This is a genomic window from Aedoeadaptatus urinae (genome assembly GCF_900155585.1).
In the GTDB taxonomy this organism is placed as follows: Bacteria; Bacillota; Clostridia; order Tissierellales; family Peptoniphilaceae; genus Aedoeadaptatus; species Aedoeadaptatus urinae.
On sequence record NZ_LT707418.1, the window covers coordinates 382,197 to 403,588 of the forward strand.

At 53.2% G+C, this 21,392-nt stretch carries 25 protein-coding genes; all 25 read right to left on the reverse strand.

From position 1 onward, the window contains the following. Nucleotides 1–10: 10 nt before the first annotated feature. Complete coding sequence (locus tag BQ7397_RS07075; RefSeq protein WP_077075406.1) at nucleotides 11–772, reverse strand: Nif3-like dinuclear metal center hexameric protein; 762 nt, start codon at nucleotides 770–772, stop codon at nucleotides 11–13. Then, complete coding sequence (locus BQ7397_RS07080; protein ID WP_077075407.1) at nucleotides 747–1,415, reverse strand: class I SAM-dependent methyltransferase; 669 nt, start codon at nucleotides 1,413–1,415, stop codon at nucleotides 747–749. Before BQ7397_RS07080 ends, BQ7397_RS07075 begins: the two co-directional genes overlap by 26 nt. Continuing rightward, complete coding sequence (gene rpoD / locus BQ7397_RS07085) at nucleotides 1,412–2,527, reverse strand: RNA polymerase sigma factor RpoD (RefSeq protein WP_077075408.1); 1,116 nt, start codon at nucleotides 2,525–2,527, stop codon at nucleotides 1,412–1,414. The genes BQ7397_RS07080 and rpoD overlap by 4 nt, the downstream gene beginning before the upstream one ends. Beyond that, a complete protein-coding gene (dnaG, locus tag BQ7397_RS07090; protein WP_077075409.1) occupies nucleotides 2,524–4,296 on the reverse strand; it encodes a DNA primase in 1,773 nt (590 codons plus the stop codon). The genes rpoD and dnaG overlap by 4 nt, the downstream gene beginning before the upstream one ends. A gap of 15 nt (nucleotides 4,297–4,311) precedes the next feature. Next, the gene (locus tag BQ7397_RS07095) at nucleotides 4,312–5,337 is read right to left on the reverse strand and encodes a deoxyguanosinetriphosphate triphosphohydrolase (protein WP_077075410.1); all 1,026 of its coding nucleotides are present in this window, start codon (nucleotides 5,335–5,337) and stop codon (nucleotides 4,312–4,314) included. A gap of 8 nt (nucleotides 5,338–5,345) precedes the next feature. Then, a complete protein-coding gene (locus tag BQ7397_RS07100) occupies nucleotides 5,346–6,176 on the reverse strand; it encodes a pyruvate, water dikinase regulatory protein (protein ID WP_077075411.1) in 831 nt (276 codons plus the stop codon). Continuing rightward, nucleotides 6,169–6,792 (reverse strand): transcriptional regulator CcpN, encoded by a 624-nt coding sequence (locus BQ7397_RS07105; RefSeq protein ID WP_077075412.1) that lies wholly within the window; start codon nucleotides 6,790–6,792, stop codon nucleotides 6,169–6,171. The genes BQ7397_RS07100 and BQ7397_RS07105 overlap by 8 nt, the downstream gene beginning before the upstream one ends. Before the next feature lie 7 nt (nucleotides 6,793–6,799). After that, nucleotides 6,800–8,893, reverse strand: coding sequence for a glycine--tRNA ligase subunit beta (gene glyS / locus BQ7397_RS07110; RefSeq protein WP_077075413.1), 2,094 nt, complete (start codon nucleotides 8,891–8,893; stop codon nucleotides 6,800–6,802). Continuing rightward, nucleotides 8,886–9,773, reverse strand: coding sequence for a glycine--tRNA ligase subunit alpha (glyQ, locus tag BQ7397_RS07115; RefSeq protein WP_077075414.1), 888 nt, complete (start codon nucleotides 9,771–9,773; stop codon nucleotides 8,886–8,888). Before glyQ ends, glyS begins: the two co-directional genes overlap by 8 nt. Before the next feature lie 13 nt (nucleotides 9,774–9,786). Further along, nucleotides 9,787–10,497, reverse strand: coding sequence for a DNA repair protein RecO (gene recO / locus BQ7397_RS07120; protein WP_144019989.1), 711 nt, complete (start codon nucleotides 10,495–10,497; stop codon nucleotides 9,787–9,789). Then, the gene (gene era / locus BQ7397_RS07125) at nucleotides 10,478–11,380 is read right to left on the reverse strand and encodes a GTPase Era (protein ID WP_077075416.1); all 903 of its coding nucleotides are present in this window, start codon (nucleotides 11,378–11,380) and stop codon (nucleotides 10,478–10,480) included. The genes recO and era overlap by 20 nt, the downstream gene beginning before the upstream one ends. Next, nucleotides 11,367–11,783 carry a cytidine deaminase gene (locus tag BQ7397_RS07130; RefSeq protein ID WP_077075417.1) on the reverse strand — a complete coding sequence of 139 codons (417 nt, stop codon included), beginning with the start codon at nucleotides 11,781–11,783 and terminating at the stop codon, nucleotides 11,367–11,369. The genes era and BQ7397_RS07130 overlap by 14 nt, the downstream gene beginning before the upstream one ends. 1 nt (nucleotide 11,784) lies before the next feature. After that, nucleotides 11,785–12,489, reverse strand: a complete 705-nt coding sequence (locus BQ7397_RS07135; protein WP_077075418.1) for a diacylglycerol kinase — start codon at nucleotides 12,487–12,489, stop codon at nucleotides 11,785–11,787. Then, complete coding sequence (ybeY, locus tag BQ7397_RS07140) at nucleotides 12,476–12,940, reverse strand: rRNA maturation RNase YbeY (protein ID WP_077075419.1); 465 nt, start codon at nucleotides 12,938–12,940, stop codon at nucleotides 12,476–12,478. Before ybeY ends, BQ7397_RS07135 begins: the two co-directional genes overlap by 14 nt. Then, a complete protein-coding gene (locus tag BQ7397_RS07145; RefSeq protein WP_077075420.1) occupies nucleotides 12,933–13,949 on the reverse strand; it encodes a PhoH family protein in 1,017 nt (338 codons plus the stop codon). The genes ybeY and BQ7397_RS07145 overlap by 8 nt, the downstream gene beginning before the upstream one ends. Before the next feature lie 11 nt (nucleotides 13,950–13,960). Next, nucleotides 13,961–14,398, reverse strand: a complete 438-nt coding sequence (locus tag BQ7397_RS07150; RefSeq protein ID WP_077075421.1) for a hypothetical protein — start codon at nucleotides 14,396–14,398, stop codon at nucleotides 13,961–13,963. Next, complete coding sequence (floA, locus tag BQ7397_RS07155) at nucleotides 14,395–15,387, reverse strand: flotillin-like protein FloA (RefSeq protein WP_077075422.1); 993 nt, start codon at nucleotides 15,385–15,387, stop codon at nucleotides 14,395–14,397. The genes BQ7397_RS07150 and floA overlap by 4 nt, the downstream gene beginning before the upstream one ends. Before the next feature lie 85 nt (nucleotides 15,388–15,472). Then, the gene (locus tag BQ7397_RS07160; RefSeq protein ID WP_077075423.1) at nucleotides 15,473–16,153 is read right to left on the reverse strand and encodes an NfeD family protein; all 681 of its coding nucleotides are present in this window, start codon (nucleotides 16,151–16,153) and stop codon (nucleotides 15,473–15,475) included. 82 nt (nucleotides 16,154–16,235) lie between these two features. Continuing rightward, complete coding sequence (locus tag BQ7397_RS07165) at nucleotides 16,236–16,679, reverse strand: GatB/YqeY domain-containing protein (RefSeq protein WP_077075424.1); 444 nt, start codon at nucleotides 16,677–16,679, stop codon at nucleotides 16,236–16,238. Nucleotides 16,680–16,695: 16 nt separating this feature from the next. After that, nucleotides 16,696–16,875: a 30S ribosomal protein S21 gene (rpsU, locus tag BQ7397_RS07170; protein ID WP_068367335.1), complete on the reverse strand. Its 180-nt coding sequence runs from the start codon at nucleotides 16,873–16,875 to the stop codon at nucleotides 16,696–16,698. Between the two features lie 110 nt (nucleotides 16,876–16,985). Continuing rightward, nucleotides 16,986–17,324 (reverse strand): histidine triad nucleotide-binding protein, encoded by a 339-nt coding sequence (locus BQ7397_RS07175; protein ID WP_077075425.1) that lies wholly within the window; start codon nucleotides 17,322–17,324, stop codon nucleotides 16,986–16,988. Further along, nucleotides 17,305–18,627 (reverse strand): tRNA (N(6)-L-threonylcarbamoyladenosine(37)-C(2))-methylthiotransferase MtaB, encoded by a 1,323-nt coding sequence (gene mtaB, locus BQ7397_RS07180; RefSeq protein ID WP_077075426.1) that lies wholly within the window; start codon nucleotides 18,625–18,627, stop codon nucleotides 17,305–17,307. Before mtaB ends, BQ7397_RS07175 begins: the two co-directional genes overlap by 20 nt. After that, on the reverse strand, nucleotides 18,614–19,348 hold the full coding sequence (locus tag BQ7397_RS07185; protein ID WP_077075427.1) for an RsmE family RNA methyltransferase: 735 nt from the start codon (nucleotides 19,346–19,348) through the stop codon (nucleotides 18,614–18,616). The genes mtaB and BQ7397_RS07185 overlap by 14 nt, the downstream gene beginning before the upstream one ends. Then, nucleotides 19,345–20,259 carry a 50S ribosomal protein L11 methyltransferase gene (gene prmA / locus BQ7397_RS07190; RefSeq protein ID WP_077075428.1) on the reverse strand — a complete coding sequence of 305 codons (915 nt, stop codon included), beginning with the start codon at nucleotides 20,257–20,259 and terminating at the stop codon, nucleotides 19,345–19,347. Before prmA ends, BQ7397_RS07185 begins: the two co-directional genes overlap by 4 nt. Continuing rightward, the gene (gene dnaJ / locus BQ7397_RS07195; protein ID WP_077075429.1) at nucleotides 20,256–21,386 is read right to left on the reverse strand and encodes a molecular chaperone DnaJ; all 1,131 of its coding nucleotides are present in this window, start codon (nucleotides 21,384–21,386) and stop codon (nucleotides 20,256–20,258) included. Before dnaJ ends, prmA begins: the two co-directional genes overlap by 4 nt. Nucleotides 21,387–21,392: the final 6 nt, after the last annotated feature.

A 21,392-nucleotide genomic window follows, 5' to 3' on the forward strand; every position in this document is an offset into this window, starting at 1 on the left:
TTTACCACATTTATCCCTTCAGTTCAAAGACAAAGGGCGAATTCATCATAACGTGGGCCCGAGCGCCGGAGATTTCTTCCACCCACTCCGCCATGGCCATTAAGATGGCCTTTTCGCTGTGGAAGTGGCCGATGTCCAAAACCATGAGGCCGATTTCGTAGGCATGCTGGCCGTCGTGATGCTTAACATCCCCGGTGATGAGCACGTCGGCTCCTCGAAGGGCCGCCTCGTCGATGTAATCGGCACCGCTTCCGCCGACGAAGGCGATGGTGGAGACCGCGTCTTTTTTTCTGCCGTAGCCTCGCACGTTTTCGATGCCTTCTTCTTTAAAAATCGCCGCAAGCTCCGGCAGGGTTAAACGGGCCTCGCCCAGAATGCCCAGCTCGTCTTCTTCCGAAAGGACGCGGACGTTTTCGAGGCCCAGCTTGCCGATCCATTGATCGTTCACGCCGCCCTTGGCTTTGTCCATATTGGTGTGGGCGGAGTAGACGGAGATGCCCCGGCGAATTAAATCCACCACCATGGCGCCCTTGGTATTTTCTTCCGCCACATGGGAAAGGCCGCCGAAGAAAAAGGGATGGTGGGTTAAAATCAATTCCGCGCCCACTTTCTCGGCGAGATCCACCACCTCGGGGGTGACGTCCATGACCACTACCACATTGGTCACCTCGCGGTCCGTGAGTTTGATCTGCCAACCGCTGGCGTCCCAGGGTTCCTGGGTCTCTTCCGGCGCCCATGCCCGCAATTTATTTACGATTTCTACACAGTTCAATGTACGCCTCCCACTTTTCCACATCTCGTTTTGCTTTGTCGATTAAATCCTTTTTGCCGCTGACTTCAACGGCACGGGCCACGCCCTCGAGCCGCGCCTTTTCTTTTTCCGCCATGGGAAGAAAATCGTCGCAGGCGATAAAATTTTTCCACGACACAGCATCCGATCCACCCGGTGCGATTTTCATCATGGGATAAAATTTGCCACGCTCTTCCACGAGATCCGCTTCCAAAAGCTGAAAGCCCCCACGGGAAATGTAGTCGAATAAATCCTCCGCTCCCTGCATGGGCTGGACGATGCACCAATCCAGGGCATCCGCCACACCTTTTCCGCGAGAGAGAATGTCCGCAATTAAAAGGCCTCCCATGCCCATAATAATCGCTCCTTGGATTTCGCCGGGAGCAATGGGTGCGAAGCCGTCGCCGAGGCGGGTTTCGAAACGGCCCTTAAAGGCCCCTGACAGAAGAGAAGCCGCTTTGTTTAAGCTGGGTAGGGAAATATCCGTGGCGATGACTTTCTCGGCTCTATTTGCCTCTAAAAGGGCGTGGGAGATATAGCCGTGATCGCAGCCTATATCTCCCACGCATTGAACCTTCGGGATCATATGAAATACGGCCTGAAGCCGCTTGGACGATTGAATCATTCCAAAAAGTCCTTCAACTTTTTGCTGCGGCTCGGGTGGCGCAATTTGCGCAGAGCCTTCGCTTCGATTTGACGAATCCGCTCCCGGGTGACGTCAAATTCTTTGCCCACCTCTTCCAAGGTGCGTGCCCGGCCGTCGTCCAGGCCGAAGCGCAATGTAAGCACTTGTTTTTCTCTTTCCGTCAAAGTGGTGAGCACGTCGCCTAATTGTTCCTTTAGGAGAATAAAGGTGGCGGCTTCCTGAGGCGATAAAATATCGTCGTCGGGAATAAAGTCTCCCAAGTGGGAATCTTCTTCCTCGCCGATGGGCGTTTCCAGGCTCACCGGCTCTTGAGCGATCTTTTGAATCTCGCGCACTTTGTCTACGGTAATGCCCATTTCCTCGGCAATTTCTTCCGGTTGGGGATCCCGCCCTAAATCCTGAACCAATTGCCTTTGCACGCGCACCAACTTGTTAATGGTTTCCACCATGTGCACGGGAATACGAATGGTCCGCGCCTGATCGGCAATGGCACGGGTAATGGCTTGGCGAATCCACCAGGTTGCGTAGGTGGAAAATTTAAAGCCCTTGGTGTAGTCGAATTTATCCACGGCCTTCATCAGCCCTAAATTGCCCTCTTGAATTAAATCCAAAAAGCTCATGCCCCGGCCCACGTAGCGCTTGGCGATGCTCACGACGAGACGCAAATTCGCCTCAGCCAGCTCACGCTTGGCCAGCTCGTCTCCCTCTTCCATGCGCTTGGCAATGGCCACCTCTTCGTCGGGCTCCAGAAGGGGAATCTTGCCGATCTCCTTCAGGTACATGCGCACGGGGTCGTCGACGCTGCCGCCTTTGATTTCAGGCACCTCTTTTTTCTTTTTCGCCGCAATCTTGACCTTTTTATCCTCGTCGTCTCTTAAAATTTCCACGTCAAGGTCTTCAAACTCCGCATAGATGTCGTCCATTTCGTCGCTGGACAGGTCTATATCGTCAAGGGCATCGACGACTTCCTGCGCCGTTAAGCTGCCGTGCTTGACGCCTTTTTTAAATAACTTTTCAATGGCGGGATCTTTGTCCAAAATATGCTCGTCAAATTCGTGGATTTGATCCTTGTGATCCAAGTTGTTCGTCATCTATGATTCGTCCCCTTTTCTACTTCGTGTAAACGTCGGTTGATCTCATTCAGTTCGTATAATTTTTCGGACAGGCTTTCGTGCCCGTTCCCTTCAGACGACTGTTCCATATGTTCAATGTCGTGCAACAACTTCTGACTGCGCAGCCTGAGGCCCTCGGAATAAATTCGATCGATAAGCTCGCTGACTATGGCCTCAGCATGTATTAGATCCATACCCTTTGTGGAGCGATAAAAACGCTCTTTCATCTCGGGATAGGCATCAAAAAATTGGCCCTTTCGCTCTTCCTCCGGCAGGTCCTCCCTGTAAAGGTCCGACAAATAGGCAAACATGCGGCCGACACTCTCGTCCGCCACGTATTTCCACTGATCCTTCTTTTCGATAATGGCGAAAAAATCTTTGTCCTCCAGGCCGTACTGCAAGAGGCTGAGCCACAATCCTTCCTGACGATCGGCCTCCGGCTTTTTCCGCACTTCCTTCGGGCGGCTCGCCTGGCCGCGGCGAAACTCCGCTTCGAAGGACTCGGGCCTGACGCCGTAGGTCTCCGCAAATTTTTTGGCGAAGACATCGCGCTCCACGGGGCTTTTTACCTTCGATAAAATTCCCGTAACGCCCTTTAAAAATTCCGACAGAGAGGCGGCGTCCTCCAGATGGTAATTTTTTTCCAGATTCTGAACCTGAAACTCCACATAGGAAAGGCCGCGATTCAATTTCCCTTCAAAGGCGATTTTGCCGTAGTCGCGAATGTATTCGTCCGGGTCCTTGCCACCCTCCAAAACGATGATGCGGGGGCGAATGTCCTCCTCCAACAACACGTCGATGGCGCGATCCGTGGCCGCCTGTCCCGCCTTGTCGCCGTCGTAGCAAATAAATACCTGCCTGCCGTAGCGCTTGATGATGCGGGCCTGCTCCCGTGTAAGAGAGGTGCCCAGGCTCGCCACGGCATATCCGATGCCCGCCGCGTGAAGAGAGATCACGTCCATGTACCCTTCCACCAGGAGAATGCGCTCCCGGTCCGACATCTTCATCACGCGATTCAGCCCGTACAGCTCGCGACTCTTTTTATAGAGCAAGGTGTCCGAGGAGTTTAAGTATTTGGGCAGGCTGTCGTCCAACACGCGTCCGCCGAAGCCCACCACCCGGGATTTTCTGTCGATAATGGGAAAGATCAGGCGGTTTCTGAAGCGGTCGTAGTAGTGCTTGCGCTCCTCGTTATAGGAGAGGAGATTCGCTTCGAAAAGCTCCTTTTCGTCGTAGCCCTTCGCCTTCATGTGGCCCAGCAGCTGATCGCCGCCGGCGGGAGCAAAGCCCAAACCGAAGGCCAGGATCATGTCCTGTCCGATGCCGCGATTTTTTAAGTAGTCCAGGCTGTAGGGATTGCGGCTTAAAATTTCCATGTAATAAAGGGCCGCCTCGCGGTTCATGGCCACCATGCGCTCGCGCTTTTTGTCCGCGGCCGTGTCTCGGAAGGAAGGCTTTAGGTCGATGTGAAGGTCCTCGGCCAGCTTTTCCACGGCCTCGATAAAGCCCAGGCCCTCTTTTTCCATGAGAAATTTAATCACGTCGCCGCCGGCGCCGCAGCCGAAGCAATGGTAGTAGCCCTTATCCGGCTGCACAGAAAAAGAAGGGGTCTTTTCCGTATGAAAAGGACAAAGACCCATATAATTTCTTCCCTTTTTTTCCAGCTTGGTGTAGCGACCGATCCATTCGACAATATCGCTCTCTTCTTTTACCCGCCGGATAATTTCATCGTCGATGATCGAAGCCATATTGTCACCTGCTTTCTACAGACTGTGCCAATCCTTGGGCACAAACAGTTCCTTCCATACGTTGATGGCGAAGCGATCGGTCATGCCGGCGATGTAGTCGGTGACCATATCGTCACTCGTCATGTCGTGGGCCTTTGAAAAAGCCACGTGAGCCTCGGGTATGGCCTCGTGATTTTCCATAAAGTAGGCGTAGAGATCTCGAATGAGCCGCTCCACCTTTCCGTCTTCGCTCTTGACCGTGGGATTGAAGTACACCCGCTGAAACATAAAGGCGCGAAGATCCGACATGGCCTCGTAAATTCCCCGGTCCATGGTGATTTCATTTAAGTCACCGCTGGCATCGATGAGGCTTTTCACCATGGAGGTAATGCGCTGAGAATGGGTCGCTCCCAAGGTGGCCACGATGTCTTTCGGTATGTCTTCCATGGAGAGGACACCGGCGCGAATGGCATCGTCGATGTCGTGATTTAAATAGGCGATGCGATCGGCAAATTTTATGATCTGCCCCTCCAGGGTGTGAACGGGATTGACGGCCTGTTCCTTGGAATGATGTAAGATGCCGTCTCTCACTTCCCAGGTTAAATTCAGCCCCGGCCGGTCCCCTTTGGACTCCAGCAGATCCACTACCCGCAAGCTGTGGGCGGCGTGATCGAAGCCCTTAGGATGCAATTGATCCAGCACCGCTTCCCCGGAGTGGCCGAAGGGCGTGTGGCCCAAGTCGTGTCCCAGGGCGATGGCCTCCACTAAATCTTCGTTTAGCGCCAGGCCTCGGGCCATGGTGCGGGCGATCTGCGCCACTTCCAATGTGTGGGTGAGGCGGGTACGGTAGTGGTCCCCCTCCGGCGCCACAAAGACGTGGGTCTTATGCTTCAGGCGGCGAAAGGCCTTGGAGTGGATAATGCGGTCCCTGTCTCGTTGAAAACAGGTGCGCATGGAACAAGGGGGCTCTTCAACTAAGCGCCCCCTGGACCGGGCGGCGTGCGAAGCCTTCTCGTGCAGTATCGCCTCTTCGATTTGTTCCCATCGCTCGCGTTGCAGCATAGATCCTCCTAAAATCTGCTCACCATATAGTCGTTAATAATTTCCGCCGTCTCTTCGATGGCCTTATTGGACACGTCGATAATCGTACAGCCGATGTCTTTCATAATCTGCACGGAATAATCCACTTCTTCCTTGATGCGGTCCACATTGGCATACTTCGCCGAGGAGTTCAGTCCCAAGGCGCGAAGCCGCTCTTCCCGAATGGTGTAGAGCTTTTCCGAATTGGCGATTAAGCCGAAAAGCCGGCGCTTGTCCTTTTGATAGACCTCCTTGGGCACGGGCACTTCCGGCACCAGGGGCACATTGGCCACTTTGTAAAGCTTGTTGGCAAGGTACATGGACAGGGGCGTCTTGGACGTGCGGCTGACGCCGACGAGGACGATGTCCGCCTTGACCACGCCGCGAGGGTCCTTGCCGTCGTCGTATTGAACGGCAAATTCAATGGCTTCGACTTTTTTAAAGTAATTGTCGTCGAGGCGGCGAATGAGTCCCGGTTGACGCATGGGCTCGTAGCCTAAAATCGATTGGATCTCATCCATTGGCGGGCCCATGACATCTACCATATGCAGATTCAGCTCGCGCTCTTTCTGTTTCATATAGGCCCGGGTATCCTCATCCACATTGGTATAGACCACTAAGGCTCGCTTGTGCTTGGCCGCATCCTCCAACAGGGGCTTGACCTGCTCCACCGAGTTTGTGTAAGGGAAGCGCTTGATAGCGAAATCATTGGTATCAAATTGCCTGACCGAAGCCTTGGCAATCAGCTCGCCGGTTTCGCCGATGCTGTCGCTAATGACATACACCATAAGTTTCGAATCATCCCATGCGGAATCAGTCATCTTCGTTTCCCCCTAAATCTACAAGTAATCGGTTAATGTTGGTCTTTGTCAATCGGCCTACCACCTTCAAATGCTCTTCGCCCTCCACCACGGGTAGGGCGTCGATCTGGCCGTGATCGATGGCGCGGGCCGCTTGGTAAATGCTGTCTTTCGGTCCCACGGAAATTATATTTGGCATGCGGGTCATAATAAGCGAAATCGGCGTCTTTTCAAGATCCACCTTGCCGATGGCCGAGCGGAGCAAGTCCTTTCGCGAGACGCAGCCCACGAGATAACCGTCGCGGGTGACGAAAATCGTACCGATGTTTTCGAGAAAAATCATGCAGATACCGTCGTAAACGCTGGCCTTTTCGTCCAGCACCACGGGGACGCTCATAATTTCTTCCACCGTCATGCTGTCTAATATTTCTCTGATCCTCAGGTGGGTGGGATCGCCCTTGTAATAATAACCGACCTTGGGTCTGGCGTCTAAATAATCGAGCATGGTGAGCACGCTTAAATCATTACGAATCGTGCCTCTCGCCACGTCCAAGAGACCGGCAATGTCGTCGCCGATAATGGGTCCTTCTTCTCGAACGATTTTTATAATCTGCTCTTGGCGCTTACTCAGTTTCACAGGGCACCTACCCTTCGACGATTTGTTTTCCGTTAAACTCCCTTTGAACCAAGGCGTCGATTCGTTGAATCAAGCCTAAACGATTTTTTCTGAGTGCTTCGTCTTCCGCCATAACCATGACGCGGTCGAAGTATTGGTGAATGGAATCGGTTAAGCTGTTTAACAGCTCCAGATACCGTGCGTCGTCGCGGGCTCTGTAGGCATCGTCCAATTCAGGCTCCAAGGCGACGACCTTGTCGTACAGGTCTTTTTCTTCTTCCGTTAAGATTTCTTCGTTTACGGCTTCTTCCACCGGATCGTTTTTCGACGCGATGTTTTCCACGCGGGTCACCGCTTCCAGGAAGGACTTCCGGTCCCCGTCCACGAAGAAGTTTTGCAGCGACTGTGCCTTTTCAAAGACGCGCAGGCTGTCTTCCCCTTCGATGTCGTTTAAGCCTTGGATGATATCGTAGCGAATGCCATCGTCGTCCAGCATGGTATCGATGCGGCCGCGGAAGAATTTAAGAATTTGTCCCCGCACGTCTTCCCGGTCGAAGACCAGGCCCATGGAATCCACAAAGGAGAACAGGGAGGCGTCGATGCAGTCGCTTAAGGATAATTCCCAGCGCTTTTCGTTGATCATGCGCAGGATCCCGATGGCCTTTCTGCGAAGGGCAAAGGGGTCTTGGCTGCCGGTGGGCACTTCGCCGATGGCAAAGAGGCCGCAGATCGTGTCGAACTTATCGGCCAAAGAAACGATGGTTCCTGTGGTTGTTTCGGGCAGCTCCGCACCGCTTGATACGGGCATGTATTGTTCCCGAATGGCCTCGGCCACGACGTCTTCTTCCCCGTCCAGAGTGGCGTAGATGCTGCCCATAATGCCTTCGAGCTCCGTAAATTCCTGAACCATATTGGTCATTAAATCGGCCTTGGACAAATAACATGCCCGCTTTGCCGATTCCACGGTCTTGTCGCCTACGGCTAAAATTTCGCCGATGCGAACGACGAGATCTCCCAGGCGTTTGGACTTGTCCGCCATGGTGCCCAGCTTTTCCTGAAAGACGATGCCGTCCAATGCGTCGACGTAATCTTCCAAGGCGCGCTCTCTGTCGTTATCGAAGAAGAAGCGGGCATCTTCAAGGCGGGCTTCCAATACTTTTTCGTTGCCTTCGGCCACCACGTCGGCGTAGTCTTCGTTGCCGTTGCGAATGGTGATGAAGTAGGGAAGCAGCTCCCCTTCCGGACTGTAGACCGGGGTGTAGCGCAAGTGTTCCCGCATCGGCGTGGTAATGACCACGTCGGGGAGGGAGAGGAATTTTTCCTGAACATTGCCTAAAATCGCCGTGGGGTATTCCACGATAAAGGTCAGCTCTTCTAAGAGATCCTCGTCTTTATGAATTTCGCCGCCGTTGGATTTGGCTATGTGGCGAATTTGATAGAGAATAGATTCCTTGCGCTTTTCTTGGTCGAGAATGACGAAATTTTTCTCCAGAGCTTCTTCGTATTCCCGCACGTCGTTAATGACGATGTGGTCGCTGCCCAGGAAGCGATGGCCGCGGGTCACATTGGACAGGGCGATGCCTTCTAAATCGAAGGGCACGACGCGGTCGTTTAACATGGATAAGATCCAGCGAATGGGGCGAGCAAAGCGGATGTTCTTGCCGCCCCAGCGCATGTTTTTCGGGAAGGGAATGTGGTGGATGGCATCGGGAATAATCTCCGCCAAAATCACTTCCGCCGCCTCGCCCTTTTTATGAATGTGGGCGTAGACGTATTCGTTGCCCTTGAGCTCGCGCACTTCCAAATCTTCTTCCGAAACGTTTTGGCTGCGTAAAAAGCCTTCCAAGGGCTTGTTAACGGAGCCGTCTTCTTTATAAGCGATTTTCTTCGCCGGTCCCTTGACCCAGTCCTCGATATCGCCTTGGGCATCGTCGATGCCGTGAATCATGAGGCTCAGACGCCGCGGCGTGGCATAGGCGGCGATGTGATCGAAGTCCAGGTTCGCTTCGTTCAACGCCGTTTCCACCAGCTCTTTAAATGTATTTAAAGCATTGCGAATGTAGGAGGAGGGCAATTCCTCCACACCCACTTCAATTAAATAAATATTGTCGCGATTACTCATGATCGTCCTCCCCCTTCTTGATCAGCGGGTAGCCCATAGCTTCTCTCTGTTCAATATACTTTTGCGCCGTCAGACGAGCCATGTTCCGTACTCTGGAAATATAGGCTGCCCGTTGAGAAACGGATATGGCGCCTCTTGCGTCCAATAGGTTAAAGGTGTGGGAGCACTTCAATACGTAATCGTAGCCCGGCAAGACGAGATCTAAATCCAGGACACGGGTCGCTTCCTTTTCGTACATGTCGAAAAGCTGTTTCAGCATGTCGATGTCGGCAATTTCAAAGCTGTACTTCGAATGCTCGTACTCGGCTTTTTTAAAGATGTCGCCGTATTTAATGTGGTCGTTCCAGTCGATGTCGTAAACCGTGTCAACATCCTGCAAGTACATGGCGATCCGTTCCAAGCCGTAGGTCAGCTCCGCACTTTCCAAGTCACAGTTAATGCCGCCTACTTGTTGGAAGTAAGTAAACTGTGTGATTTCCATGCCGTCGAGCCAAACCTCCCAGCCTAAGCCCCAAGCGCCCAGGGTCGGGGATTCCCAGTTGTCTTCCACGAAACGAATGTCGTGCTTTAAGGGATCGATGCCCAACACTTCCAGGCTCTTTAAGTAAAGCTCCTGCACGTCTTCGGGGGACGGTTTTAAAATAACTTGCAGTTGATGGTGTTGGTAGAGGCGATTGGGATTGTCGCCGTAGCGGCCGTCCGCCGGCCGTCTGGAAGGTTCAACATACACGGTGCGCCAGGGTTCGGGCCCCAAAGTGCGCGTAAAGGTATGGGGGCTCATGGTCCCGGCTCCTTTTTCCGTATCATAGGGTTCCAAGACCACGCAGCCTTGTTCGTTCCAGTATTCTTGTAACTTCTGTATCATTCCTTGAAAATGCATTTCTTCCTCCCCTCTACATCCTCAACTGTAGAGATTGTATCTTGTCCAATTGTAAATTATCTACGGCGTAAGCTTTCATCAGCTCATAGATTTTTTCTAATGTACTCGGAAGCACATGGGATAAATTTATCTTATCCAATGGAGTATATAGCAAATGGCGAAAAGTGTAAATATCCTCCGGGTCCAAGGCGGTTCCTCCCGCGGCACCGTCGGCTTCCACCACGCCGCTGTCTGCGAGAAACACGTAAGAGCCCTCGTCGGTTTCGGGCATCATGGGCCGATAGCCCATAAAGCTTAAATACTTGATTAAAAAGCCGAGAAACACCGGAAGGGGCGCCTCTCTGACGGAGAGCTCGTGAAGGGCCTTCCGAGTCAAGGAAAAGATACGCGCCGTGCCCTCCCCTTCCACGCTGCTCTTATCCACGATTTCCACCAGGGCCGACGCATAGACCAGGGCGTCGTAATCATTTCTCAACCCCATATTGGCCTGCAAAATCTTTCCGCTGTTTAAATAATAAAAGCTCTTTCCCGCACTGAGGCGGTAGAGGCCGAAGGTGAAGGTCTCGCTTAAAGCCACGGTGGCCGATCGGCGGGACTTGGCGCCCTTTACCAAGACGGAAAGCTTCCCCGCCCGCTCTGTGTAGAGGCGAATGATTTTGTCGCTCTCCCCGAAGGGCATGGATGCGAGAACTACCCCTTGACACTCAATCCGCTTTGTATCCAAAGGCCTTTACCTTCTCGTCTTTTTCACGCCAGTTCTTGCTGACCTTGACCCAGAGCCGGAGGTTCACCCGCTCCGACAAAAAGGCTTCGATTTCTTTTCGAGCCTCGGTGCCGATGCGCTTCAGCATCTGTCCGTCTTTGCCGATAATAATGCCCTTGTGGGAATCCCGCTCCACGTAAATGGTGGCTTGGATTTCCATGATATCTTTTCCTTCCGGCTCTTTCATGGAGTCGATGGACACGGCCAGGCCGTGAGGCACTTCGTCCCTTAGATAGAACAGTCCCTTTTCCCTAATCAGTTCGGCGACGATAAATTTCTCCGGTTGATCGGTGATCATGTCCTCGGGGAAGTATTGGGGCCCTTCCGGCAAGTGGTCAAAGATCACATCCAACAGGTGGTCCACATTTTCGTCCTTTAAGGCGGAGACAGGGACGATGTCGTCGAAGCGTTCCATGGCGGCAAACTTGGCAATAATGGGGAGCACTTCGTCTCTGGGCGCCATGTCCACCTTATTAATGACCAGAATCGCCGGAATGTCCTTTCCCTCCTTGTCCATGGCATCGAGAATCATCTTGTCCTTGGGGCCCAGGTAGTCGCTCATATCCACTACCATAAGAATCACGTCCACCCCTTCCATGGAAGAGACACTGGTCTTTAGCATGTAGTCGCCCAATTTATTTTTCGGCGATTGAATGCCCGGCGTGTCCAGAAAAACAATCTGGCCCCGATCGTCGGTGTGGATCATGGTGATTTTATTTCTCGTGGTTTGGGCCTTGTTCGAGGTAATGGACAGTTTTTCCTTTAGTATTCTGTTTAATAGCGTGCTTTTGCCCACGTTGGGCCGTCCCACGACGCTGACAAATCCTGATTTATGCATCGACATCTCCTTTTACATTTTCCGGCCCGAAGCTGTGGGGCAAGAGCTCGTCCAGAGTATGGACGTGATAGTTTTCTTCGTCTTTCGCCACGACGATCGTGGCGTCTTCTCCAAATTCCCGAAGCACCTGTCGGCACACGCCGCAGGGATAGCCCATGTCATCACCCGCCACGACGGCGATAATTTTCACGCGCTTCGCCCCTTCGCTGATCGCTTTAAATACGGCCACCCGCTCAGCGCAGACCGTGGGCGTATAGGACGCATTTTCGATATTGCAGCCCGTGTACATCTTGCCGTCGTCGGCGAGAAGGGCCGCCCCCACGGCGTAGCCGGAGTAGGGCACATAGGCGCCCTGCTGCGCCTCTTTGGCCGCGGCGATTAATTTTTGAATCGTTTCTTTTCGGTTCATCTTATCCCATCCATACAAATATAATGGCGGCGACGGCAATGCCCAGGATCGCCCCCGCCACGGTTTCTATGGGCTTATGTATTTCCCCTTCGATACGGCTTTCCGCCACCAAAAAGGCCAGGCCAAAGGCGAGGGCGGCGATAAATCCGTTCATGGAAATAAAGGTAATGGAGGCCGCCATGCAAAAAGCAAGGGCCGAGTGGCCGCTGACGGCGCCGCCTTGAAAGTAACTGCCGCCGCTTTCCCGATTGTAAAGCTTGGCGCCCACGGTCAAAATCAAGACGATAATAATGGCCACAAAGGTCAGATGGGGCCCGGAGTTTTTAATTCGCACCAAAACCACGTCGGAAAAGGAAATGATCCGATCGAAGAAAAGCAAATAGCCCGTCACCGCCGCGTTAATGCCCGCCAGAAGCACCGCCCCGGCGCTGATGTCTTTGACCAGCTTCGCCATAGGGTGGTATTCCTGGGTAACCATGTCCACGGTGCGCTCGATGGCCGTGTTAAACAGCTCTGAGACGATGACGAAGGTCACCGCAAAGAGCAGGGCGATAAATTCGATGCGGGACAGGTTAAATAAAAGGCTGAAGGCGATGACGCCCAGTGCCGCCACGTAATGAAATTTCATGTTCCGCTCCGAATGAATGGAGCTGACGATGCCCTGTACGGCAAAGTTAAAGGATTTAATAAAATTACCGCGCTTCATATTCTTCCCCTTCAAAAGCCGCCAGAAGCTTTTCTTCCATTTCCCGCATGGCCGCCTTTTCATCCGGCTCCTCGTGATCGTAGCCCACCAAATGGAGCAGGCTGTGCACCGTTAAGTAGGTGAGTTCCCGGCGATAGCTGTGGCCGAAATCCTCGGCCTGCTCTTGAACCCTGCGGGTATTTATGATCACATCGCCTAAATTTCTGTAGTCGCCGTAAGCCTCATCCATGGGAAAGCTCAAAACGTCCGTGGTTTTGTCCACGCCGCGAAAATCCCGGTTCAGTCGACGGATCTCTTCGTCTTCTACAAAGCTGACGGACACCTCCACCTCGGCTTCCTCTGCGATTTTAGGAACGACGAAGGAGATCAGCTTCTCGATCAACTCCCTGTCCTCGTCGGATAAGGCGATGGTCTCCTGCCGGTCGTCCATATAAAGGCTAAGCTCAGTCATGGGACTTATCCTTTTTGTCCTTCTTGTCCGGCTCGTCGGCCGCCTGTTTTTCCTTTTCCCTGTCGAAGCGATCGTAGGCGTCGATGATTCGTTGCACCAAGGGATGGCGCACGATGTCGTTTCTGCCCAGGCGAATTATTTCGATGCCCTTGACCCCGTCTAAAATTTTCATTACCGTCTTCAGACCCGACTGCTTGCCTCGAGGCAAGTCGATTTGCGTCACGTCCCCGGTAATAATGGCCTTGGAGCCGTAGCCCAGTCGGGTCAAAAACATTTTCATCTGCTCGTTGGTGGAGTTTTGCGCCTCGTCTAAAATGACATAGGCATTGTCCAAAGTGCGGCCCCGCATGTAGGCCAAGGGAGCCACTTCGATAAGACCCTTCTCCAGGTACTTTTGAAAGGCGTCCTGACCCAAAATTTCAAAGAGAGCGTCGTAGAGAGGACGAAGATAGGGATCCACCTTCATCTGCAAATCCCCGGGCAAAAAGCCCAGGCTCTCCCCGGCTTCCACGGCGGGGCGGGTAAGGATGATGCGGTTTACCTCTTTTTCCTTAAAGGCCTTCACCGCATTGGCCATGGCGATGTAGGTCTTCCCCGTACCGGCGGGGCCGATGCCGAAGACCACGTCGTGGCTGCGAATGGCATCTAAGTAGCGCTTCTGCCCCAAGGTCTTCGGACGAATGGGACGGCCCATTTCCGTGTAGACGATGACGTCGTCCAGGAGAGAGGTGAAGCTGTCTTCGATGCCCGCCCGAACCAAGTCGATGCTGTAGGCCACGTCTTTTTTGTCCACCCGCTTTTGCTTGTGAATGGCCTCGATTAAATTTTGCAGGACGATGCCCGCCTGTCTTACGGGACGTTCCTCGCCCTTTACCGTGAGACCGTCGTCTTCCTGACGGATGTGCACGGAAAAGGCCTCCTCGATCATTTTCGTATGCTCGTCCAAATGGCCGAACAATTCCTTTAACACCTTGGGTTCACTAATGCCGATTACTAATTGATCTTGCAAAAACGTCTCCTTTACTTACGCTTACACTTGGGTTTGCTGAATACTTCACTGTAGATAAACGGCCGGTAGGCCTCGTCGAATCCCTCGATAACGGCAAAGGGCGATGGCTTTTTCTCTTCCGCTTCCGGCTTGACCGGCTCCACGGTACTTTCCATGGCCTTCTCGGCCTCTAGGGCGTCCTCTGTGGCCTTTTGAAGGGCCGCATCGCTCATTTGCCGCTTCTGTTTCGAGCCCTCGCTTATATGCCTCTGAGTTTTCTTTTTCGCTGTGTTTTTCTCGGGCTGTTGAAATTCTTTAATGGCATGCTGCACCTCAAAGGGCAGGGTCTTGTAATCCGGCTCCCGCCGTTTATGATTCTTATGATTCCCCTCGCCGCGACGTCTTTGCCCCATACGGCTTCTGATCAAGCCGTAGGCGGCTATGAGAAGAAGGGTTAGAAGACCGTTCATTCACGGGCCTCGTCGGATTTCTTTTTGTCGCCGCCAGCGATGGCTTCACGCATGGCCGTGTCGCTCTTTAAATTTTCAAGCTCGTAATAGCCGCCCACGGAAAGTTTGCCGGATTTCAATGCTTCCGCCAAGGCCTTGGGCACTTCCGATTGAGCTTCCACGACGCGGGCGTGCATGGCTTCCACTTCCGCACGCATTTCCTGTTCCCTGGCGATGGCCATGGAACGGCGTTCCGACGCCTTCGCTTCGGCGATGCGCTTGTCCGCTTCCGCCTGGTCCGTTTGCAAACGGGCGCCGATGTTTCGCGCCACGTCCACATCGGCAATGTCGATGGATAAAATTTCGTAGGCCGTGCCGGAATCCAATCCCTTGTCCAAAACGACGCGGGAAATATTGTCCGGGTTTTCTAAGACTTCCTTATAAGTTCTCGAGGAGCCCACGGTGGTGACGATGCCTTCGCCGACACGGGCGATAATGGTTTCTTCCCCTGCCCCGCCGACGAGGCGGTCGATATTGGCTCTGACGGTGACCTTGGCGATGACCAAGACTTCGATGCCGTCCTGTGCCACAGCGGAAATTTTCGGCGTCTCGATGACCTTCGGATTGACGCTCACCTGTACCGCTTCCAAAACGTCGCGGCCCGCCAAATCGATGGCGGCGGCCTCTTCAAAGTTCAACTGAATGTCGGCGCGCTGAGCAGCGATTAAGGCGTCCACCACGGCATCCACATTGCCGCCGGCCAGGTAGTGGCCTTCCACGGACGAAATATTTAAGCCCATGCCGGCCTTTGTGGCCTTAATCATAGGATTGACGATACGCCGCGGTCTGACACGACGCAGCCGCATGCCGATCAAATCGGTCATTCGTACTTTCACGCCGGAGAAAAACGCCGTGACCCAAAGGCCGATAGGGACCATGGTCAAAATAACAAAGAGAAAGACGACCACCACAATAGCGAGCAGTATGCCTAAGACGGATCCGATTCCCATTCGATTACCTCCCGAGGAATGATTTGTTATAAATTGGTTTTATCATTGCGTTTCATTTCGATTTAAAAAAAGTGCGGGCGAAAAATTATTCCCCCACGGCTCTGACGCTGACGCTTCGGCCGCGAATAGCCACGATTTCGATTTTGCGGTGGCCTTCGATTAAAGGGCCGGCGGAGTGTACGGTGATTTCCTCGCCGTTAAATTCGCCGATGCCTTCGGGGCGAAGCTGGGTTCTGGAATAGCCCACATCCCCCACCTTCAGAGCCAAAGGCTTTTTTGTTAAGGCCGGGCTTTCGCCCATAAGCTTCCGGACCACGGGCAGGCCTTCGCCCTTTTCCCACAGACCGCGAGCCATAACCAGAACGATGACGGCGGAGAGAACAAAAGTAAGTACGGCTTGAATCCCGCCGTCCATGGCAAGAGCCAGGGAAAGGAAAAACAGGACGATGCCGCTGATGCCCGCGACGCCGAAGCCCGGCACGATGGCCTCGACAAGCATAAGAATGCCGCCGACTAAACACAAAAGCAAAGTGACGACGGAGGCTCCGCCGACGAAAATTCCCGTAAGGAAATAAATAAGCAGTGCGGCGGTGCCGAAGATCCAGCTTTTGGAAAACTCTTTCGAAAAAAGGGCGTAGGTAAAGCTCGCTAAACCGATTATAACCAGCGCCGAGCGCAGCCACGGCAAGATATCGGCCGCAGCCCCCGTGCCGTAAGTCGGCGTCGTCGCAAAATAAGTGCCTAAGCTCGCCAAGAGAGCCTTCATACCCACACACCTCCTGATACAATTATACCCGAGGAAATTGCCATGTAATCGAAAATAACCCGGAGGCGCTCTCCGGGTTACTTTAATTTAAAATGCGATTGACGATGGCGTTAACCGCTTTGCCGTCGGCACATCCTTGTACCTTCGGCATAATGTTTTTCATGAGAAGACCCATTTGTTTTTTCTCCGTGATGTTGTTTTCTTCCATCACTTGGCGAATCAACTTTTCGAGCTCTTCTTCCGATAATTGTTCGGGCATGTATTTCATGAGAACGTCGATTTCCGCCTTTGTGCTTTCAACCAAGTCGTCGCGGCCGCCTTTTTCGAATTCTTCGATGCTTCCCCGACGTTCCTTGATTTCTTTGGCGAGTACCTTGAGTACGCCGTCGTCGTCTAGCTCGACGCGATCGTCCACCTCTTTTTGTTTAATGGCGGCGCGCACTAAAGTGATCGTATCCTTCGTTCTCTTATCCTTCGTCTTCATTGCAGTTTTTAAATCCTGCATTAAGGTTTCTTTTAAAGACAAATTAACACCTTCTCAATTAGTATTTACGTTTTTTTCTACGTGCTTCCTCAGATTTTTTCTTACGCTTTACACTGGGTTTTTCGTAGTGTTCGCGCTTGCGAACTTCTTTCAAAACACCACTGGAAGCACATTGTCTTTTAAATCTTTTTAAGGCAGATTCTAAAGACTCGTTTTCTCCAACGCGGATTTCCGACATGATTTCCCCTCCCCTCTTTTTGAAAAGAGTGAATAGCCTTTTCGACTAAATTCTTAACTATTATACACGTTTCGGGAGGCGAATTCAACAAAACTAAGGTTTTTCAAGGATCAACCCGGTGGCCATTGCAAACTGCGGCCGCCTAAGACGTGGAAGTGCATGTGTTTTACCGATTGGCCGCCGTCTTCGCCGATATTATTGACGACGCGGTAGCCGTCCTTCAGGCCTTGCTCCTTAGCCAGGTCGCGAATTTTTTTGAAGACGTAACCGATTAATTCGCCGTCTTCATCGTCCACGGTGTCCAGTGAGTCGATGTGTTTTTTCGGAATCACCAAAAAGTGAACCGGGGCTTGGGGATCGATGTCTTTAAAGACATAGATCTTGTCATCTTCGTACAAACATTGGGAAGGAATTTCGCCTTCGATGATCTTACAGAACAGACAATCCATTCGCATGCTCCTTTCTGATTCGGCCGGTGATCTCACCGCCGCTTTCTCCCTCAATTGTAACATATTGCAGGGTGTTTCTCAGATCTTCTTTTCCCTCTACGGCCATGTAAATGTAGTTCGGCGTATAGCCGTAGTTCTTGCCGTCTTTCTTCTCTTCGAAAAGCACGGGATAGGTCTTGCCGATTCTCTCCTTCACGAAATCCGATGCCAGCTTGTCCCCGAGGGCGATCATGCGTGCGGCCCGCTCTTTTTTTACGGGACCGGGAATTTGATCCGTCCTCTTAGCAGCAGGCGTATTTTTCCTCATACTGTAGGGAAAGACGTGGAGCCGCGAAAAGCCCATCTCCTCGACGAAGTCCAGGCTCTCTTGAAAATCCTCTTCCCCTTCTCCAGGAAAGCCCACGATGACGTCGGTGGTCAGTCCCACATCGGGAAAGACGCGCCGAATGCGCCGCACCGTGTCACGATACTCCTCGGGGCTGTAGTTGCGGTTCATCTCCCGCAAGGTTTTTTCAGCGCCGCTTTGAAGAGACAAATGGAAATGGGGCATAAAGCTTTTCAGCTTCGCCACCCGATCTAAAAAATCGTCGGTAATGGTCATGGGCTCGATGGAGGAGAGGCGAATCCGCTCGATCCCTTCCACCCGGTCCATGGCTTCGATGAGATCGATGAGGGACACATCCTCCGACAGATCTTTTCCGTAGCTGCCCACGTGAATCCCCGTCAAGACGATTTCTTTAAAGCCGCTTTCGGCGAGGCGCTTCGCCTCCTCTGTGGCATCGGCCATGTCCCGGGAGCGGATAAAGCCCCGGGCGTAGGGAATGATGCAGTAGGAGCAGTATTGATTGCAGCCGTCCTGCACCTTCATGTAGGCACGGGTGTGGTCTTCGATTTCTTTGATCTTTAAATGCTCGAAGTCCTCGCCCTGCTCGTGAGCCCTGACGTGGACGATCTGCTCCGCCCCCTGAAAGAGCGCGTCGATATAGCCGGGAAGGGCGGCGCGATCTTTCGTGCCTAAGACCAAATCCACGCCTTCGATTTTCGCCACTTCTTCGGCGGACACCTGGGCGTAGCAGCCCAGTACCACCACTTTGCAATGAGGATTCTCCCGCTTGTGCCGACGAATAATCTGGCGGCTCTTCCTATCGCTCTCGTTGGTCACCGTGCAGGTGTTAATGATGGCGAGATCCACGTCCATGGAATCGTCGTGGATATAGCCTTCTTTTTCGAGCATTTCCTCGACGGCTTCCGTTTCGTATTGATTGACCTTGCAGCCCAATGTATAGGTTTTAAATCGCCCCATGAACACCCCTTTCTATTTTTCGCTTCATCACATAGGATGCCACCACGCCTGCCGTCTCCGTTCGTAATATCCGCTCGCCCATGGTGACGAAGGCGGCCTTTGCTTCTTCCAGTAGATCGACTTCCCTTTCGGAAAAGCCCCCTTCCGGGCCGATGATCAGATAGATTCTCTTGGCACTAGACAGATCCGCATCTTCGATTTCCACGGCGGCCTCCCCCTCGTAACAGACGACGAGGAGATCGTCAGGCTCCGCTCCCTCGACGAGCTCGTCCACGGTAAGAAGCTCGCCGACATCCGGCACGCGGCGCCTGTTAGATTGCTTCGCCGCCTCTTGGGCGATTTTTTCGAAGCGGGCCTTTTTGCCCTCGTACTTCTTCGAAAGATTGGAGACGGAGCGATCCATCTGCAGGGGAACGAAGCCGTCGATGCCGCATTCCGTGGCGTGCTTCAGCACGGTCTCCGTCTTTTGATTCTTCCCCACGCCCTGAGCCAAAATCAGCTGCGCCTGTTCCTCTTCCCTCGCCAGAGCCTCTTCCACCCGCACAAAGGCGCGGTTGCCGATGATCTCAAGCATGCCGCGGTAAAGACTTTCGTTCCAAGCGATTTGGATTTCGTCGCCCTCCTTTGCCCTGAGCACGCGGAGCAGGTGGTCGCTGTCCTCGGCCTTTAATGCCGCGAGCTCGCCGACGGTAGGCAAGTCCTCTACAAAAAAATGCCTCATGCCGATCGCCTCGCCGCAATGGCCGACCAGTCGCCGTCGGTTTCGCTTTCGAGAATAACAAAGCCTTCCTTTGCCAAGGCGGCTTTTACATCCTCCAGCTTTTCTTTTAAAATTCCCGATGCGATGTAAATGCCCCCGGGCTTCACGTGAGAATACACGTCACTTGCCATACCGATAATCACTTCGGCGAAGATATTGCTCACCACCACGTCGGCTTCTTCCTTCACCACCTGAAAGAGATCGCCGAGGCGCACGTCGATCTTATCCTCCATTTGATTTTTCGCCGCGTTGTTCTTTGTGGCTTCGATACACTGGGGATCCAGATCCCCGGCGATGACTCTCCCGGCCCCCGAGGCCACGGCCACCAGGGACAAAATGCCGCTGCCGCAGCCGATGTCGATGACCGAATCCCCGAGCTTCACGTAGTGGCGCAAATAGCGAGAGCAGAGAAAGCTGGTGGCGTGATTGCCGCTGCCGAAGGCCATGCCGGGATCCAGTTGCAGAATTTTTTCGCCCTCCCGAGCATCGTAATCTTCCCAGCTCGGCACGATGGAAAGCCCCTCGTCGATGGCAATGGGATGGAAGTAGCGCTTCCAGTCGTTGGCCCAATCCTGATCGGCCACGGCTTCCGTTTCCGCCGAAAAGCCCAGGTCGCGAGCCGCCTTTAACAATTCGTCCATTTCATCTAATTGGGAGGCATCGAAATAAGCCTTTAATTCAAATACATCCGACGGAACCTGAAGCAAATCCTCGTCGATGCAGTCCCAAATAAAGGCGCCTTCTTTTAAATTGTCGATGGCTTCCGGAGAAATCACTTCGTAGCTGTCCACGCCCATGGACTGAAAGAGGGTCTCCCCTTCATCTTGCCGCGCCCGTTCCCCGGTGAGTTTCAGCATGTGGTATTGTATCATTCAAAAAAGTCCTTTAGTTTTTGTAAAAATCCCTTTTCCTGCTCGGTCTTTTTGTTTCCTACTTCGCTGCGCAGCTGTTCCAAAAGCTCCCGCTCCTCGTCGGATACTTTCGTCGGCACGAGAATTTTCACCATAAAGATCAAATCCCCGGCGCCCTTTCGACGAAGGAAGGGCACCCCTTCCCCTTTGATGCGGAAGTTTTCGCCGCTTTGCGTGCCGGCGGGAATGTCGTAATCGACGATTTCCTTCAACGTAGGAACCTTAATGGTGCCGCCTAAGACGGCGTCTTCGTAGCGAATGGGAATCTCTACGTATAAATTATTGCCGCGGCGGGTAAAGATCTCGTCCTCTTCCACGTGGAGATAGACGTACACCGTGCCCGCTTGGCCGCCGTTGTCACCGGCGTGGCCTTCCCCAGCCATGGTCATGACGCTTTGATCGTCGACGCCGGCGGGAATGCGCAAATGAAGGGTTCTGCTTACCGTCTCCTTGCCGCTGCCCTTGCAGTGCTTGCAGGGCTCTTCGATGACGGTCCCCGTACCGCCGCAGGTGTTACAGGGCACCACGCGCATAAAGCGGCCGAAGGCCGACGAGGTGGATTGGCGCACCTGGCCGCTGCCGCCGCAGGTTTCGCAAGTGTGGACCTTGCTCTCGTCCTCGGCGCCGGTGCCGTGGCAATGGGAGCAGTTTTCCGTACGGCGAATCTGAATATCTTTTTCCGTGCCGAACACCGCTTCTTTAAAGGTTAAATTGATATCGTAGCGAATGTGGGCGCCGTCTCTGGGCGCCTTGGCTTGATTGCCGCCGGAAAAATTCGCGCCGAAGCCCCCGCCGAACATGTCGAATAGGTCGCCGAAAATATCGCCGAAGCCGCCGCTGAATCCCCCGCCGCCGGAGGCGTAGTCGTTCTTAATGCCTTCTTCGCCGTAGACGTCGTAGGTGCGCCGCTTCGTTTCGTCGCTTAAGACTTCGTAGGCCAGGTTTACTTCCTTAAATTTATGTTCCGCCTCGTCGTCCCCCGGGTGCAGGTCCGGGTGGTACTGCTTCGCCTTTTTGCGATAGGCTTTTTTTATCTCCGCCGAGGTGGCGGTACGCTCGATCTCTAAAATCTCATAAAAATCTCTCATAGATAC

Excerpts from the sequence above, each read along its gene's own strand:
- BQ7397_RS07080 (WP_077075407.1), bottom strand. The coding sequence starts at position 1,415 with ATGATTCAATCGTCCAAGCGGCTTCAGGCCGTATTTCATATGATCCCG.
- rpoD (WP_077075408.1), bottom strand. The coding sequence starts at position 2,527 with ATGACGAACAACTTGGATCACAAGGATCAAATCCACGAATTTGACGAG.
- dnaG (WP_077075409.1), bottom strand. The coding sequence starts at position 4,296 with ATGGCTTCGATCATCGACGATGAAATTATCCGGCGGGTAAAAGAAGAG.
- BQ7397_RS07095 (WP_077075410.1), bottom strand. The coding sequence starts at position 5,337 with ATGCTGCAACGCGAGCGATGGGAACAAATCGAAGAGGCGATACTGCAC.
- BQ7397_RS07100 (WP_077075411.1), bottom strand. The coding sequence starts at position 6,176 with ATGACTGATTCCGCATGGGATGATTCGAAACTTATGGTGTATGTCATT.
- glyS (WP_077075413.1), bottom strand. The coding sequence starts at position 8,893 with ATGAGTAATCGCGACAATATTTATTTAATTGAAGTGGGTGTGGAGGAA.
- glyQ (WP_077075414.1), bottom strand. The coding sequence starts at position 9,773 with ATGCATTTTCAAGGAATGATACAGAAGTTACAAGAATACTGGAACGAA.
- era (WP_077075416.1), bottom strand. The coding sequence starts at position 11,380 with ATGTCGATGCATAAATCAGGATTTGTCAGCGTCGTGGGACGGCCCAAC.
- BQ7397_RS07130 (WP_077075417.1), bottom strand. The coding sequence starts at position 11,783 with ATGAACCGAAAAGAAACGATTCAAAAATTAATCGCCGCGGCCAAAGAG.
- BQ7397_RS07135 (WP_077075418.1), bottom strand. The coding sequence starts at position 12,489 with ATGAAGCGCGGTAATTTTATTAAATCCTTTAACTTTGCCGTACAGGGC.
- ybeY (WP_077075419.1), bottom strand. The coding sequence starts at position 12,940 with ATGACTGAGCTTAGCCTTTATATGGACGACCGGCAGGAGACCATCGCC.
- BQ7397_RS07150 (WP_077075421.1), bottom strand. The coding sequence starts at position 14,398 with ATGAACGGTCTTCTAACCCTTCTTCTCATAGCCGCCTACGGCTTGATC.
- floA (WP_077075422.1), bottom strand. The coding sequence starts at position 15,387 with ATGGGAATCGGATCCGTCTTAGGCATACTGCTCGCTATTGTGGTGGTC.
- BQ7397_RS07160 (WP_077075423.1), bottom strand. The coding sequence starts at position 16,153 with ATGAAGGCTCTCTTGGCGAGCTTAGGCACTTATTTTGCGACGACGCCG.
- rpsU (WP_068367335.1), bottom strand. The coding sequence starts at position 16,875 with ATGTCGGAAATCCGCGTTGGAGAAAACGAGTCTTTAGAATCTGCCTTA.
- BQ7397_RS07175 (WP_077075425.1), bottom strand. The coding sequence starts at position 17,324 with ATGGATTGTCTGTTCTGTAAGATCATCGAAGGCGAAATTCCTTCCCAA.
- mtaB (WP_077075426.1), bottom strand. The coding sequence starts at position 18,627 with ATGGGGCGATTTAAAACCTATACATTGGGCTGCAAGGTCAATCAATAC.
- BQ7397_RS07185 (WP_077075427.1), bottom strand. The coding sequence starts at position 19,348 with ATGAGGCATTTTTTTGTAGAGGACTTGCCTACCGTCGGCGAGCTCGCG.
- prmA (WP_077075428.1), bottom strand. The coding sequence starts at position 20,259 with ATGATACAATACCACATGCTGAAACTCACCGGGGAACGGGCGCGGCAA.
- dnaJ (WP_077075429.1), bottom strand. The coding sequence starts at position 21,386 with ATGAGAGATTTTTATGAGATTTTAGAGATCGAGCGTACCGCCACCTCG.